Origin of the sequence: Succinimonas sp. (genome assembly GCF_045225735.1) — a bacterium.
GTDB lineage: Bacteria > Pseudomonadota > Gammaproteobacteria > Enterobacterales > Succinivibrionaceae > Succinimonas.
Window position 1 is genome coordinate 1 of the sequence record NZ_JBGVBR010000069.1, and the last position, 14286, is coordinate 14286.

At 55.4% G+C, this 14286-nt stretch carries 13 protein-coding genes; all 13 read right to left on the minus strand.

The window, feature by feature from the left end; genetic code table 11:
• A partial coding sequence (gene fliM, locus ACJROR_RS02400; RefSeq protein WP_406545701.1) for a flagellar motor switch protein FliM occupies nt 1-901 on the minus strand: 901 nt, incomplete at its 3' end.
• Between the two features lie 18 nt (nt 902-919).
• Nucleotides 920-1447: a flagellar basal body-associated FliL family protein gene (locus ACJROR_RS02405; RefSeq protein ID WP_406545702.1), complete on the minus strand. Its 528-nt coding sequence runs from the start codon at nt 1445-1447 to the stop codon at nt 920-922.
• A gap of 312 nt (nt 1448-1759) precedes the next feature.
• Nucleotides 1760-4903, minus strand: a complete 3144-nt coding sequence (locus ACJROR_RS02410) for a flagellar hook-length control protein FliK (RefSeq protein ID WP_406545703.1) — start codon at nt 4901-4903, stop codon at nt 1760-1762.
• Between the two features lie 235 nt (nt 4904-5138).
• A complete protein-coding gene (locus ACJROR_RS02415) occupies nt 5139-5453 on the minus strand; it encodes a hypothetical protein (protein ID WP_406545704.1) in 315 nt (104 codons plus the stop codon).
• Between the two features lie 648 nt (nt 5454-6101).
• Nucleotides 6102-6266, minus strand: coding sequence for a hypothetical protein (locus ACJROR_RS02420; RefSeq protein ID WP_406545705.1), 165 nt, complete (start codon nt 6264-6266; stop codon nt 6102-6104).
• A 777-nt stretch (nt 6267-7043) separates the two neighbouring features.
• Nucleotides 7044-7208: a hypothetical protein gene (locus tag ACJROR_RS02425; protein ID WP_406545706.1), complete on the minus strand. Its 165-nt coding sequence runs from the start codon at nt 7206-7208 to the stop codon at nt 7044-7046.
• Nucleotides 7209-7591: 383 nt separating this feature from the next.
• Nucleotides 7592-7756, minus strand: a complete 165-nt coding sequence (locus ACJROR_RS02430) for a hypothetical protein (protein WP_406041552.1) — start codon at nt 7754-7756, stop codon at nt 7592-7594.
• Nucleotides 7757-7981: 225 nt separating this feature from the next.
• Nucleotides 7982-8434, minus strand: a complete 453-nt coding sequence (fliJ, locus tag ACJROR_RS02435) for a flagellar export protein FliJ (RefSeq protein WP_406545707.1) — start codon at nt 8432-8434, stop codon at nt 7982-7984.
• Nucleotides 8435-8546: 112 nt separating this feature from the next.
• On the minus strand, nt 8547-9872 hold the full coding sequence (gene fliI / locus ACJROR_RS02440) for a flagellar protein export ATPase FliI (RefSeq protein WP_406041556.1): 1326 nt from the start codon (nt 9870-9872) through the stop codon (nt 8547-8549).
• Entirely contained in the window at nt 9869-10843 is a 975-nt protein-coding gene (locus ACJROR_RS02445) for a FliH/SctL family protein (protein ID WP_406545708.1), read from the minus strand. Before ACJROR_RS02445 ends, fliI begins: the two co-directional genes overlap by 4 nt.
• A gap of 193 nt (nt 10844-11036) precedes the next feature.
• Nucleotides 11037-12026, minus strand: coding sequence for a flagellar motor switch protein FliG (gene fliG, locus ACJROR_RS02450; RefSeq protein ID WP_406041628.1), 990 nt, complete (start codon nt 12024-12026; stop codon nt 11037-11039).
• 104 nt (nt 12027-12130) lie between these two features.
• Nucleotides 12131-13885, minus strand: a complete 1755-nt coding sequence (gene fliF / locus ACJROR_RS02455) for a flagellar basal-body MS-ring/collar protein FliF (RefSeq protein WP_406545709.1) — start codon at nt 13883-13885, stop codon at nt 12131-12133.
• A gap of 41 nt (nt 13886-13926) precedes the next feature.
• On the minus strand, nt 13927-14286 hold a 360-nt coding region (gene fliE, locus ACJROR_RS02460), incomplete at its 5' end, for a flagellar hook-basal body complex protein FliE (RefSeq protein ID WP_406545710.1).

Below are 14286 nucleotides of genomic sequence, written 5' to 3' on the forward strand. Positions count from 1 at the left end.
TGGGCAAATCCTCCACAAAAACCAGAGTATGATCCGGCAGCTTCACCGGAATGATCGTGCCCGGCTTAAAGTTTTCAATATCCCGGAGGGTAAGCTGAAATTCCATAAGCTGCACCTTAAGGCCCACCTTAACTCCCATGACCTCTTCCCGGAGAGCCTTGCTCCAGCGAATGTCGGTGTCTCCCTTGTCCGACTGCACGCCGGCATCCAGAAGCTCGCGGATCGGCTCCACCATGGAATAAGGCATGGCAATATGAAAATCTCCCCCGCCGCCGTCCAGCTCGATATGGAAGGAATTGATGACAATAACCTCGGTGGGGCTGACGATGTTGGCCATGGCCGGGTTTACTTCGCTGTCCAGGTATTCGAATTCCACATCCATAACCGGAGACCAGGCTTCCCGGTAATCCTCAAAGATTATCTTCATGAGCATCTGGATAATGCGTCTCTCGGTGGGGGTGAATTCGCGGCCCTCGATTTTGGCGCGGTACCGGCCGTCGCCGCCGAAGAAATTCTCCACCATGATAAAGACCAGCCGAGCCTCCATGGTGATCAGCCCCGTGCCCTTAAGAGGCCGGAAACGCACCATATTCAGACTGGTGGGAACGAACAGGGTATGCACATATTCGCCGAATTTAATCATCTGAACGCCGTTTATGGAAACCTCGGCGGTGCGGCGCATCATGTTGAAGAGGGAAATACGAAGATGTCTGGCAAAACGCTCGTTCACCAGCTCCAGAGTGGGCATGCGCCCGCGGACTATGCGATCCTGAGCGGCAAAATCATATTTGGCAAAACCGCCGTCGCTGCCGCTGTCGTCCTGTTCCGGTTCCTCCGGCGGCACATCGTCAACGCCATGGAGGAGCGCGTCAATTTCATCCTGACTTAAAATATCAGACACTTTGTCAGCCCTGCCCTGTTACTGCATTACAAAATCGGTAAAAAGAACCTTTTCCACCACCGGCTTTCCGGTTTCCTTCAGCATAGCCTCCTGAACCTCCTTAAGGCAGGCAGCCTTAACCTCCCGGCGGCCCTCTATCATGTTGTAGATGTCCGGCTGGTTCTGATACTTGTACAGCACCTCGCTGATGGCATTCTTTATCAGAGGCTCATGCAGCGTGGCCAGATCCAGATTGTCCTGAGAGTTCACGGTGATCTGCATTTTTACCTGCATCATGCGGTGTCTGGGCTTGGTGGGGATCTGGATGACAAACGGCTTTTTGATGTTGAGATAAAGGATCTCGGGAATGCCGGGAGCAGCAGCGCCCGGAAGCTGAACCTGAGGCTCCTCCGCAGAGCCGGAGTCGCCGCCGGAAAGAGCCACGGCAGCCCCGCCGCCGCCCAGAAGGAGCACTGCGGCCGCGATGATGATAATAAGCAGCTTTTTCTTTTTTCCGCCGTCATCTCCCCCGAGGTTAAGCTGCTGTTCCTGATTTCCGTCCGTCATAATTCCGTCCCGTTATCGCGCTGATTCCGCCCCTGATATGTTCCTGAAAATAATCCTGACATGCTTTTGCTGTCAAAGTCACCCCGGTTCCGGGCTTTGCCCCTCATATTCTATCTTTAAACCGGAGAGCAAAGGCAGATCAAAGCCGGAATTGTAGCAAATTTTGCGAATTTCCCGCCATCTCGGAGATCCGGACACTCTCCCCGCCGGAAAATGCCCCGGAGATCCCGGGGAAAAGTCCCTCAGGAACAAGGAACAGGAAGCGAAGAATAAGCCCCGAAGGGATCTGCCTCCGGGGCCGGCGGCCGCCTGTTACCAGAATTTCCTGATGCCGGATGCTCCCGAAAGAGTATTCAGGGCTCCCTTAAGGCTGTCCTGCCACTCGGCATGTCTGCCGGATCTGGCCAGACGTCTCAGGGAATTCTCCCATTCCCGTTCCGCTCTTTCCCGGCCCCGGGATTCCCCGCCGCTTTCCTGATCCACGGTATGTCCCTCAAGGCTGATGCCGGCCTCGGCCAGACTGTCTCTGAGCCGATCCATGCTCTGAGAAAGAACCTCCCGGGCCTCGGAGCTCTGTACCGCAAAATGCACCCGGGCTTTGCCGGAATCCCCCATTTCCACTTCGATCTTAAGGTGTCCCAGCCTTTCCGGAGTCAGAGCGATTTCCACCTTCCGGAGGTTGCGGGCGGCCATGCGGAGCACCTGATCCCGGAGCCTCTCGGCATTCTCCCTGGGCTGTCCCTCAAAAAGCCGCACGGCTCCGGTCAGGACGGCGCTGTCAGCTTCCTGAGCGCTTCCGCCGGTTCCGAAAAGCCCTTTCCCGAAAATGCTGCCGAAGCTCCCGGTTCCGGCGGCGGGTGCGCTGCTGCGGGGCTCCCCGCCCGGAATCAGTCCCTCGCGAGATCCGGAGGAACGCTGCTCCCCTGCGAAGCTCCCGCTCTCCCCGGTCTCATCTCCCCCGGTCTCAGCGCTGGCAGAAATCATGGCGCTGCTGTCCGGCAGAGTCTCCCCGGCGGCATCATCCTGAAAGCCGCTGTCCGAAACTGCCGCCAAACCTTCCGGCTCCCCGAAGAAGACCGGAGCGGAACTCACAATGCCGGTGCTGACACTCTTCTGGGCCATAAGGAGATTCAAGGCGTCCAAAGCGGCGCCGTTTTCCCGGACACCCGCTGCTTCAAGTCCCAGTCCGGCGGCGCGGATTACAGGCTGAGCCGACTCGCGTACCGTCACGCTTTTAAGACCGGTCATTTTGCTGAGAGATCTGAGATCCGGTGCTCTTTCAGAGGATTCCCTGACATTATCGGTCATTTTGGCAGCAAGCTTACCAGAAGGAGCTTCCCGTCCGGCAGACTGATTCCTGGCGCTGAAATCAGGACGGGGAGAGCTTTCAGGAGCGGAGTTAGCCTTATCCCCGGAAAGCTGTTCCGGAGCCGAAGCCCGCAAAGATGAAAACCGGATATCATGAGAAGCGGCAGCGCTTCCTGAAACAGGAGCTTCGTCTTCCCGGGAAGGATCAGCATCTGATACCAGATGGTTCCCGGAAGCCGCCGTGTTAAGCTGCCGGGCTTCAGAAGCGGCATCAGGGCCGCTTTCGGGGCTCACGAAGGCCGGAGCCTCATTTTCCGGAGAGGCTGCAGCTGACGCATAAGTCTCCCCATGGTCTTTGCGAATGGTCTCCCAAACCGATTCTGCCGGCGCTGCAGCTGCGGCTTTCGGCTGCAGGCCAGTCATGACCGCCTCAGGATGGGTCTTTTCCGGGGAAGCTGAAAAGCTCTCATGAGAATCCGGAATAGAAGCTTCCCGGCTCTGATTCGTCATAACCGCCGCAGCAGAGCGGAGGTTTTCCGGAGAAATTACGGCGCTCTCATAGGTCTCCGGAATGCTCTCGGGGACTTCCGGGACAGCCGGAATAACAGCTTCTTGGATCTTAGTTATAACAGGCTCCGCAGGATCGCGCTTTTCCGGGGACATTACCGCAGTATTCTCCGGAATTGCCCTGACGTTTTCGGGTATTGTCCGGGTGCGGGCGGCAGCAATAGCCGGATCTGAGACGGCTGCCTGAGAAAACATTGCGGATCCTTCAGAAGGATTGGCCAGCTTAAGCTCGGGAGAAAGTCCCGAAACCGGCTCTTTACCGCTGACCTCTGCGGAAACCGGGGTTTCCGGCTTTGCCGCAGTCATGCCGGCAGCGTTCTCAGGAACGGCGCTTTCCTTTGCTGACACCGGAATCATATCATCTTCCGGGACATAAACCATTTCCGGAGCGCTGCTTCCCCAATCAGCGGCGTTTATCACCGCATGTCCCGCAGCATTCCCGGCGGCAACGCGGGGCAGCGCCCGGTAATCAGGAGCTATTTCTTGTGTCTTTTCATTTGTCTTTATTGCCGGATGCTCTGCGGCCCCTGCTCCGGAGATTACCGCGATGCTTTCTCCGGCATCCGTAACGGCGCTTCCGGAAACATCATCCCGGGACAGCGAGCCGGTAACCGGCAGATCTTTATCCTCCGGCATGAGGTAAGGCATGGCCCGGTAACTATGCGCTTCCGAGGCAGGATCAAGGATCAGAGCTTCAGAAGCCGCAGGGGTTAAAGATTCAGCAGCATTCCCAGCCGGGGCCGTAAATGCAGTTACTAATGTAAAGGGCATCTCCTCCGGAAGCTCCGGGGTAAGTCCGGGAGCGGCAGCGGTAACAGTGGCTTCCCTGAGCAGCGCGGGGGCGGCTTCAGTGTTATCTTCAGCGCTTTCCTGAGAATAATGACCGGCAAAAGAGGTCTTCTCTGCGGCAGAAGCTGCCAAGGCAGTATCGTCATAATCAGATGACAGCAGAACCGGATGAGAGGCAGCGGAAACGGCGCTCTCCTCCGCCGGAGCGGTGTTTCCCTGATTAAGAACGCTGATGATTTCCGGGGTTAATGCAGTTTCGGAAAACATCTCCTTTATATTTACAGATGAAGGAGCGGCAGGAAGATCCCGGCTTCCGTTGTCCGGCAAAGCGGCATACCTCCGGAGATCCTCAGAGGAGATCTCCTCCCCGGCCCGGGACAGCGGATCATAAAGCTCATAATCAGCGCTGGTAAGCTCTTCACTATAGAGCTTCTGGCTTAAATCATCATTGTCAGCGGCAAGGTCATAGAAATCAGCCTCCTTGAGAGATTCCTCCCCGGATCCGGCTGCCTCTTTTGCGTTATCTTCCTTCTGCGCCTCATTGCCGTTAAGGGGCTTCAGATCGGCGGCAATCCGGGAAGCGGCAGTATCCTGAGTCTCCGGCAAAAAACTGCCGGCCGGTTCTGCAGTGATTTCCGGCATCCGGGTCTCGCTGTCGCCTTCATTCAGAAGACTCTTAAAGGAAATGCCGTTAGAGGCGCCGCTCCCGGAAACACCGGAGGCGCCGGCAAGCGGAGTTCCCAGAGTTAACAGGGATGAAGCGCTGGAAAAATCTGCCATAACAGGTAACATTGCCGTTTCCTTAAGTCAATTACATGACTGCTTGCTGAAATACAGCACATTTGATGCAATTAACCTGCCAGAAGATAAATTTCTGCAAAAATAATTAAATAAGAGAAGCTGAATACCCGGCAGAGGTCACTTTTGAGCCGGAAAATGCAGAACCCCGGCCCCGCATAAAGGGAGCCGCGGTTCTGAGAGTGAGAGAAGAAAAGATCTGCGTCGGAAAAAAAAGCCGTCCTGACAATCACAGCCGCGCGCCAAGGTCAAAATCCTCAGCCGTAAGCTCGGTCTCATAAAGCTTCAGGCTGTAATCAGAGACTTCAGCGGAAAGGTCGTAAAAATCACCCAGAGTCCAGATTTCAGATCCGGAAGCAGCCTGACAGTCGTTAGAGGCGATTGCCGCATCAGAACCGATAAGATCGACAACCGAAACATCCTGGTCACCAAAATTGATAATGCTTTTCAGAGAAACACCTGACTGTCCCAAAGAGAGACTGCCCTGACAAATGCTTAGAGCGGAAGCGGGATTCACTGAAGCGCTGGCATTTACTGATATCATTTTGCATTCCTTAAGTTATTGATAACTGAGTTATGTAATCCTCATTGCCAGCCTGATACTTGCAAGATATCTGCCAGATGCCCTCCCTGTTTTTAAAAAATCTGCCCGAAATCCCTGGCGCAAGAAAACGTTTTCCCGGGAAAGCCTTATCCTGCCGGCTTTCCCGGGAACAGCGCCGGGGATAAAAAAAATCAGGGAGCGGGAAAAGGATGCTGCCAATGCTTTCGCATTGCCGGCGCCGGAAAAATGACAGCTCCGGTATCGGTGGCTGAAAAGCCGGGAGAACCAGGTCAGAAATGACCGTGCCTGCAATGTCATAAACGGGCGCCGGAAGAAGCGATACCGGGAATGACGGAAGAATGATTGGCAGATGCCGGATAAACAGGAGCTTATGACGTAAGAACAGCACCTGAGGTTCCCGGAAAGAGGAACAGCCGGGGAAGCTGCTCACAGCGCCCCGGCTGCCTTTTCCCTGATCTCCGCATGCCCCGGTTTGCCGGTCGGAACCTGTCTTCTCAAAGACTGTCCCGCTCCTTAAAGGATTGCCGGATACGCCGGAAATACGAAGCATCAGGTAACTCTCAATGTCCCGCGGAATATGCGGAACCTATGAGTCTGTTGCAGGTGAAGAATCTCTCCCTCATACTGTTAATTCTGGCTGAGATCACAGTCGGCATCGGTTACCGGGATCTCGTAAAGGCTGACGCTGAAATCATCGGTCTCAGCGGCCAGATCGTAAAAATCGCCCTCGCGGAAGCTTACGGCAGGAGCAGAAGAAGCGGTATTGGAAGCTACGGTATTTGCGGCGAACATCTGGGATTCCTTAAGTCATTTTTATGACTGCCTGATTGTCTTTGGAAGGTCTTTGCTTTACTTCTGCAAGATGCTTGCCACACTCTGATTTCTTCAGCAGTTCTCCTGAGGCTTTAAGGCCCTGCCATGCTTTTCTGCCGCCGCTCGCTCCCAGGCTCCCTCTTCCAGTTCTCGTAATTCCGCTCTCGCATACTTTGCCAGCGCTCCCCGCATTCCCTTTGGAAGAGCATTCCGGGCCGGCTCCGCATCTTCATCCGTAATTGCCTGGCTTACCCGCTTCAGCAGGCTGCGCCGGTATCTCTTTCAAAGAGGTCTTGCAGCTCCGGCGTAATCTCATGAATCACCTCTGTAACAGATTATCCTGCTCATCATAAAAAAAGCACCGCATGACAGCGTGTTCCTGCGGAAGCGGCAATCCGTGCTGAATACATACTACCACAAGACCGTGTTTTACCGCATTAATCCGGGAAGCTAAGAATCATCGTGTGAAATATGACGCAAAAATAAAAGGCTTCGGATGTGACTCGTACTCCGAATCATGGATGATCAGAGCTCATGTCAGATATGGTGAAAAATGTCAGGGTTAATGAAAATCCCCGCCAAGATGACGGCGGGAAAAAAAGAGAGGAAAGAAAACGGAAAAATCGGAACAGCAACAGAAAAATAGTCAGAAAACCGTCAGCAAACTGACATGCTGACACCTGACCCGACGCATCCAGGGGGCGCCCCTGAGACGGTATTACGTCAGGATAATTCATGAGATACGGTCAAATGCCCTTAATCCTGGCTGAGCTCGCAGTCGGCATCGGTTACCGGAATTTCGTAAAGGCCGGCGCTGTAATCATCGGTCTCGGCAGCCAAATCGTAAAAATCGCCCTCGCGGAAGCTTACGGCAGGAGCAGAAGAAGCGGTATTGGAAGCTACGGTATTTACGGCGAACATCTGGGATTCCTTAAGTCATTTTTATGACTGCCTGGTGGTTTGGAAATTGTCTCTGCTTATACTCTTGCAAAATACCTGCCACCATCCGGTAAAAATTCATTTTTTTCCGAAATCTTATGATTGATGAGCCGAAGCACGGGATCGCCTTCAGGAATGTGCCTTAAGACTGACAGGTGAGACTTTCTGAACAACGAAAACTCCCCGCCAGATTGCCGGCGGGGAAAAACGAGAGGAAAGAAAACGGGAAGCTGTCGTAACAGCAGCAGAAAAACTGTCAGAAAACCGTCAGCAAACTGACATGCTGACACCTGACCTGACGCATCCGGGGTCGCCCCTGAGACGGTATTACGTCAGGATAATTCATGGGATACGGTCAAATGCCCTTAATCCTGGCTGAGCTCGCAGTCGGCGTCGGTTACCGGAATTTCGTAAAGGCCGGCGCTGTAATCATCGGTCTCGGCGGCCAGATCGTAAAAATCGCCCTCGCGGAAGCTTACGGCCGGAACGGAAGAGGAGGTCTGGGAAGCTATGGTATTTGCTGCGAACATCTGGGATTCCTTAAGTCATTTTTATGACTGCCTGATTGCCTGGGGATTGTCTTTGCTTATACTGCTGCAAACAGCTTGCCAGATCCGGTTACCGCATTAAGAAAATTTCAGAAAAAAACAAAAAACGTAAAAAAATGTATTACCTCTCACAAAAAAATCGTTCCGAAGCATCCCGCAGAACCCCATGACAAACGGCTCTGTTCGGAAACAGTCTCGGGAGCGCCGTTAATCAGAGCCTCCGGAATGCACCTTGAAATACCGGTTCGTCGCCAAATCGTCACTCATCTTCTGCTCCTGCTTCACCTCCCGGGCCAGCTTTTCCTGATGTCTCTTTTCTATCAGAAATTCAATGGCCTTTCTTTTGGCCTGGATCTCCTGGTAGAAAGTCAGACGCTTGGCGGTTTCTCCCTGCACCTTGCGGAGACCGTCCAGCTGCTCCTGGGAAATCTTGTCCAGCCGCCCGATAAAGGAGGTGAAATGACTGTAGGAGGAGGTGGCTACCGGGCCCTGCAATCCCTTATTGGTAAGCTCGGAGGAATAGAACGACCGGTACTGGTTTAGAGCGTCCAGCTGTCTTTTAAAGCTGCGTTCGGATTCCAGCGCCATGAGATAGGCGTTTCTGGCCTCATCCTCCTTGTCCCGGAGTCTTTCCAGAAGAAGACTTAAAGCATTGCTCATGACATCCTCGCCGTAACCGCAGCCCTTCCCGCTGTCATTATTTCGTCATTATTTCGTCCCGTCATCATCTCGTCATTATCTCATTATTGTCCCGCAGGCTTCCCGGGTGCCGCTACTGCATCAGCGTCTGGCAGAGCTGCTTCAGCCCATCCACTGAGTCCTTGTAGGGAATAACCTCCTTCATCTTCTGCTGGAGGAAGCTGTCAATATAAGGCTTCATCTTAATGGCCCGGTCAATGCGGGGATCCGCTCCGGCCTGGTAGGCTCCGATGGAAATCAGATCCCGGTTCTGCTCGTAAAGGGAGTAGCACTGCTTCACCGCCCGGGCCATGTTCATATGCTCGTCGGAGGTTACCATGGGCATAACGCGGGAAATGGACTTCTCCACGTCAATGGCCGGATAGTGCCCGCTGTCCGCAAGAGCCCGGGACAGCACGATATGACCGTCCAGAATGGCCCGGGCCGAATCGGCGATGGGATCCTGCAGGTCATCGCCTTCGGTGAGCACGGTGAAGAATGCGGTAATGGAGCCCTGCTTTTCCGAACCGTTGCCGGCTCTTTCCACCAGGGCCGGCAGCCGGGCAAACACCGAAGGCGGATAGCCCTTGGTGGCCGGCGGCTCCCCGATGGCCAGAGCGATTTCACGCTGAGCCTGGGCATAGCGGGTCAGAGAATCCATGAGGAGCAGCACGTCCTTGCCCTGATCCCGAAAATATTCCGCAATGGCCAGAGAGGTTTCGCAGCCCTTAAGCCGCATCAAAGGGGAAGCGTCTGCCGGAGCCGCCACCACCACCGAACGGGCCCGGCCCTCCTGCCCCAGGATATCCTCAATAAATTCCTTCACCTCGCGGCCGCGTTCCCCGATAAGCCCCACCACCGTGACATCGGCGGCAGATCCCCGGGTCATCATCCCCAGAAGCACCGACTTTCCTACGCCGGATCCGGCAAAAAGCCCCATGCGCTGCCCCTTGCCCACGGTGATCACCGAGTTTATGGCCCGCACTCCCACGTCCATGGGATCCTTGATGGGCTTCCGGGCCAGGGGATTCATGCGCTGGGGGGTAAAATTCTCCCGGCGATCCTTTATGAGAGGGCCCAAACCGTCAATGGGCTGCCCGATGCCGTCAATTACCCGCCCCAGAAGATGCATGCCGTAGGGAATGGCGCTTCCGGAGGAGATGGGGGTAACCCGGGCTCCGGGCACTACTCCCTTCAGATCCTCCGAAGGCATAAGATAGATTTTATCGCCGGCAAAGCCCACCACCTCGGCATCCATAGTGCCCGAGACGGTTTCGATGCGGCAGATGGAACCCACGGCGGCCCTGAGCCCCACCGCCTCCAGGGTCAGACCCACCACCCGGGTAAGTCGGCCGGAAACCCGGGGGCTCTCGGGGCCGCCGGGGATCATGCAGTTCTGCAGACTGTCCAGAATGGTCATGACTTAGCGCCTCCGGGAGCGGGGGTAATACCGGATCTCACGGGTTTTCTGCCCCCGGGGGCCGGAGATATGCCTCCCTGAGCCGGAGACACCGCCCGGGGCGGCTCCGGAGGAGCTTCCTCAGGAGGCTCGGCCGCCTTAAGAACCTCCTCGCAGGAGGGATCCTGAGCGAAGGAGGAGTTTTGAGAAGCATCCTTCCGCCGCTCCCGGTTCATGGCCAGAAACTCCGCCAGAAAAGCGTCAATTCTTTCCTCTATATTGATTTCAATGCTGCTCATGGCCACGTCGGCCCGGAGATCTCCGGGCTTAAGGGAGGGATCCGGCACGAGGCGCACGGCGGGATTGTTAAGAATGACTTTGACTTCGTCAATGAAGGCGGGATTAATGCTGACTGACACGTCTCCGGAGGCAGCAGGCAAAAGCCGGCAGGCCTCGGCAATTTCCATGGCCGCATAATCGGCGCTTTTGCTCACCTCTCTTTTAATAAAGGCCCGGGCCAGTCTGCCCGCAAGATAGATAAGCTCTGAAGCGGTTTCCTCATCCAGATCATGAATGGGCTTCACCAGATGATTGGCGTAGGAACAGAAACGGGCGGCCTGAAGCTGCATCTCCGCCATTCCGGCCTTAAGTCCCTCATCGTAGCCCTGCCGAAGCCCCTGCTCCCGGCCGTCCTTTTCGCCGGCGGGCACCCCCTCGGCATGTCCGGCCTCAAAGCCCAGCTTTTTGCCCTCCCGGAAACCGTCATCATAGGCCCCCTTGCGGATCTCCTCGATTTCCGCCAGAGTCGGCATGCTGGCCCGGATCTCAGCTTCCTCCCGGGCCCGTTCCCGGTTCCGCTTCTCATTCTCCATGCCCTGCTCATACCAGTCGCTGGCATACCCCATGGCATTGGTGCTTTTTTTACGGGCTTCAGTGCCGGCATCATTGAGATACTCGAACTCCATAAGGGAGGGGTTGTCATGTTCGCTCATAGGAAACTTTCACCAAAATTTGCAAGGAAAAACGGGCCGGTGCCAAATAAAAAAAGCCGCGGAGGCGGTGTTAAAAAGCGGCGGCAGCCGGTCAGCAAAGGATCCGGCTGCCGGGACAGCAAAAATCTGCCAGGAACTGGCATTATCCTCCCGGAACCTTTCGGCAGAAGCCGGCGGACATTGCTGAGAAAGATTACACAAAATTATCTCCGCCGCCCACGCCCAGCACGATCTCGCCGCTGTCGGCCAGTCTTCTGGCAATGGTAAGGATTTCCTTCTGCGCGGCCTCCACATCGCTGATGCGCATGGGCCCCATGGTCTGCATATCCTCCTTGAGGGTTTCGGCGGAACGCTTGGACATATTCTTGAAGATCTTCTCCTTGAGATTGTCGTCCGCCCCCTTGAGAGCCTTTTGCAGGAGATCTCCCGATACCTCCCGGAGCAGGGTCTGGATGCCGCGGTCGTCCACGTCGATAAGATTTTCAAAGACGAACATGAGATCCTGGATCTGCTGGCTCATCTCCTCATCGTTATCCCGGATGGCATCCATAAGCTGGCCTTCGATATTGGTATCCAGGTAGTTCATAATGGAAGCCGCCGCCTTAAGACCGCCCATCTTGGCCGCCTGAGCGCTGGAGGATCCGGCAAACTGCTTCTCCATGATTTCGTTGAGTTCCTGGAGAGCCGCCGGCTGCACCTCCTCCAGATTGGCTATGCGCATAATGAGATCCAGCCGCACCGGTTCCGGAAACTGGCTCAGGATTTCCGCGCTTTGCTCCGGCTCCAGATATGACAGCACAATGGTCTGAATCTGCGGATGCTCGTTCTGGATAATGGTAGCCACCTGCCGGGCGTCCATCCACTTCAGGGAATCCAGACCGTGAGCTCCGGAACCCATGATAATCTGATCCACGAGATTGCCGGCCTTGTCCTCGCCCAAGGCAGCGGTAAGAGCCTTCCGGACAAAGTCCTGAGAACCGATGCCGATGTTGGAATACTTCTGAATGTCCTCCAGAAAAAGCCGGTGCACCGCTGACACCTTCTCATTGCTGAAATCCGTCATGGAGGCCATGGCCATGCCCAGCTTCTGCACCTGCTTCGGCTCCAGATGCCGGAAGATGCCGGCGGCATCCTCCTCGTTAAGGCTCAGCATCAGCACGGCGGCCTTTTCAATACCGCTCATGGAGGTCAGTATCGTTCTCTGCTCGTCGGAAAGCTCGGTCTTGCTGAGCGGCCCCCCTTTGCTGCCACCGCTGTTACCGGCGTTTTTATTTGCTGCGGCCATGATTATTTCACCTCATTCACAGAAACCCAGTCCTTGACCACCTGCGCCGCCAGATCCGGCTCATTGGCCACCAAGGCCCGCACCGCCTTAAGGAGATCCTCATCCTTGTGGAGCTCCGGAAGCACAATCTGGCCGTTCTTGATATCGTAAAGCGCCAGAGGACCGTCCTCGTTTCTGACCAGAAGATTGAGGTCGTCATCCCCCTCCAGAGCCAAACCGTTATCCAGATCCGCCTCCTTCCCGGCTTCGTCAGACGGCTTGCGGTTTATGAGATTCATTACCAGAGGCCGCACCAGGAACATCAGAATGGCAATGATAATGAGAGCGGAAATGCCGATGCGAAGAGCCTTTTCAAAAGCCGGCCGATCATAGAAAGGAGTTTCCGCGAAGTCCTCGGCCTCCTGCTGGAAGAATTTCACTGTATGAACCGCCAGAGTATCCCCCCGGGTTTCATCAATGCCAAGACCGTTTCTAAGAAGATCCGCAATTTTGCCCAGCTCTTCCTGAGTGCGGGGCACCCGGGCCGGATTTCCGTCCTTGTCGGTGCCTTCCTTGTAATTAACGGCTACGGAAACGCTGAGACGCTCGATACTGCCGCTCTTCTTCTGGGAGTGGCTGATGGTGGTATCCACCTCATAGTTTCTGGTGGCGCTGCGGGAGGAATTCCCCTGAGATCCGATGTTAATGCCGTTGGTTCTGACGCCGGTGGCAGCCGCATCCCCGGGATTGACCTCGGGAAGCTGGGCATTGGCCGGCGGCTGATTGGTCGCCGCTCCGGGAACGCCGCTGGGAGTGCGTGAGGAGTTCAGCTCCTCGGATACCTGCTCGGAACGGATGGTGGGGGTGTTGTTGTAGGTCTGGGAGGTTTTTTCCTCATCCACATTGTCAATGGCCACCGCCACCATGGGAGTAAAGTTGTTATAGCCCAGAATCGGAGTAAGAATCTCCTCGATCTTAAGCTTATACTGGTTTTCCTTTTGGCTCTGGAGCTCCGTGGCTCTTCTCATGGCCTGAGAGGCCGCATCCATGGAACCGGAATTAAGAAGGCGGCCGTTCTGGTCGATCAGGGTGACCCGGGAGGGATCCAGTCCCTGCACCGCTGCGGCCACGCTGTCCACAATGGCATCAACCTCGCTGGGGGAAAGTGTGCCGGAGCCGGCAACCTTGACGGTCACCGCAGCCGAGGGATGCCGGGCTTCCCGGGTGAAGACGTTCCGGGGCGGAATGGCCAAAAGCACCTTCGCCTCGGAAATTTTGCGATTATGCTGCAGCATGCTGGCAATCTGCTGCTCCCGGGCGTATTTAAGACGTTCCTCCTCCTTGCGGGCGCTGACGCCGAAGCTAGAATCCTCCAAAAGGATCTGGGAACCGTCCCGGGGAGCGGATGACGTAATTCCGTCAACCGTCAGACCTTCGACGATCCTGTCGTAGTCATCCACGGTCACGGACACTGTATTCTTTTTGCCGTCCCGGATTTCGTCAAAGCGGTATTCATACTGATGCTGCTTGAGATAGGCGATTACCGCATTAAGCTCCTCCTGTTCGGAATAACTGCCCAGAGGCCGCATTACCGGCTCCCGGCCCCAGAAGATAACGATAAGAGCCGCCACCAGCATAATGGCAAGACAGAGAATAATAATGACAGAACGCATGGCATCGGCGTTCTGCAGCACTTTAAACGGGGAGGGCTTGGATACATTCACTCCGTCGGCCGCCGCTTCTCCTCCGTCGGCAACCGCAATCTCATTCTTGGCCATATTACCTCACCACCGGAAAACGTCCGTCTGGTCTTTTTATTTTAGAACTGCATCTGCATAACTGTCCGGTATGCCTCGGTCATCTTGTTTCTGAGCTGCACCGTAGCCTCCAGAGCAATGGAAGCCTTCTGGCTGGCAATCATAACATCAGCCAGGGTCATGGAGCGATCCCCCATGTCGAAACGATCTCTGGCGGTATCAGCCTTGATCTGGAGGCTGTTGACATTGTCCAGAGCCTGCTTAAGCATATCCCCGAAATCCTGAGCCCCTGAGGTCTCCTTAAGCCCTTCGGGTCTTGCTTCCGGCATTCTGCTAAGGCTATGGAGGGTCTCGGCGCCGCCGGCCTCAAGACGCATTCTGTTCATATTCATCAGGATGGAACCGGCATCTATTGTATTACT

What these genes read in the sequence shown, in the direction of transcription:
- ACJROR_RS02415 (WP_406545704.1), bottom strand. Translation starts at nt 5,453, where the DNA reads ATGATATCAGTAAATGCCAGCGCTTCAGTGAATCCCGCTTCCGCTCTA.
- ACJROR_RS02425 (WP_406545706.1), bottom strand. Translation starts at nt 7,208, where the DNA reads ATGTTCGCCGTAAATACCGTAGCTTCCAATACCGCTTCTTCTGCTCCT.
- ACJROR_RS02410 (WP_406545703.1), bottom strand. Translation starts at nt 4,903, where the DNA reads ATGTTACCTGTTATGGCAGATTTTTCCAGCGCTTCATCCCTGTTAACT.
- fliI (WP_406041556.1), bottom strand. Translation starts at nt 9,872, where the DNA reads ATGACCATTCTGGACAGTCTGCAGAACTGCATGATCCCCGGCGGCCCC.
- fliJ (WP_406545707.1), bottom strand. Translation starts at nt 8,434, where the DNA reads ATGAGCAATGCTTTAAGTCTTCTTCTGGAAAGACTCCGGGACAAGGAG.
- ACJROR_RS02445 (WP_406545708.1), bottom strand. Translation starts at nt 10,843, where the DNA reads ATGAGCGAACATGACAACCCCTCCCTTATGGAGTTCGAGTATCTCAAT.
- ACJROR_RS02430 (WP_406041552.1), bottom strand. Translation starts at nt 7,756, where the DNA reads ATGTTCGCAGCAAATACCATAGCTTCCCAGACCTCCTCTTCCGTTCCG.
- ACJROR_RS02420 (WP_406545705.1), bottom strand. Translation starts at nt 6,266, where the DNA reads ATGTTCGCCGCAAATACCGTAGCTTCCAATACCGCTTCTTCTGCTCCT.
- fliG (WP_406041628.1), bottom strand. Translation starts at nt 12,026, where the DNA reads ATGAGCGGTATTGAAAAGGCCGCCGTGCTGATGCTGAGCCTTAACGAG.
- ACJROR_RS02405 (WP_406545702.1), bottom strand. Translation starts at nt 1,447, where the DNA reads ATGACGGACGGAAATCAGGAACAGCAGCTTAACCTCGGGGGAGATGAC.
- fliF (WP_406545709.1), bottom strand. Translation starts at nt 13,885, where the DNA reads ATGGCCAAGAATGAGATTGCGGTTGCCGACGGAGGAGAAGCGGCGGCC.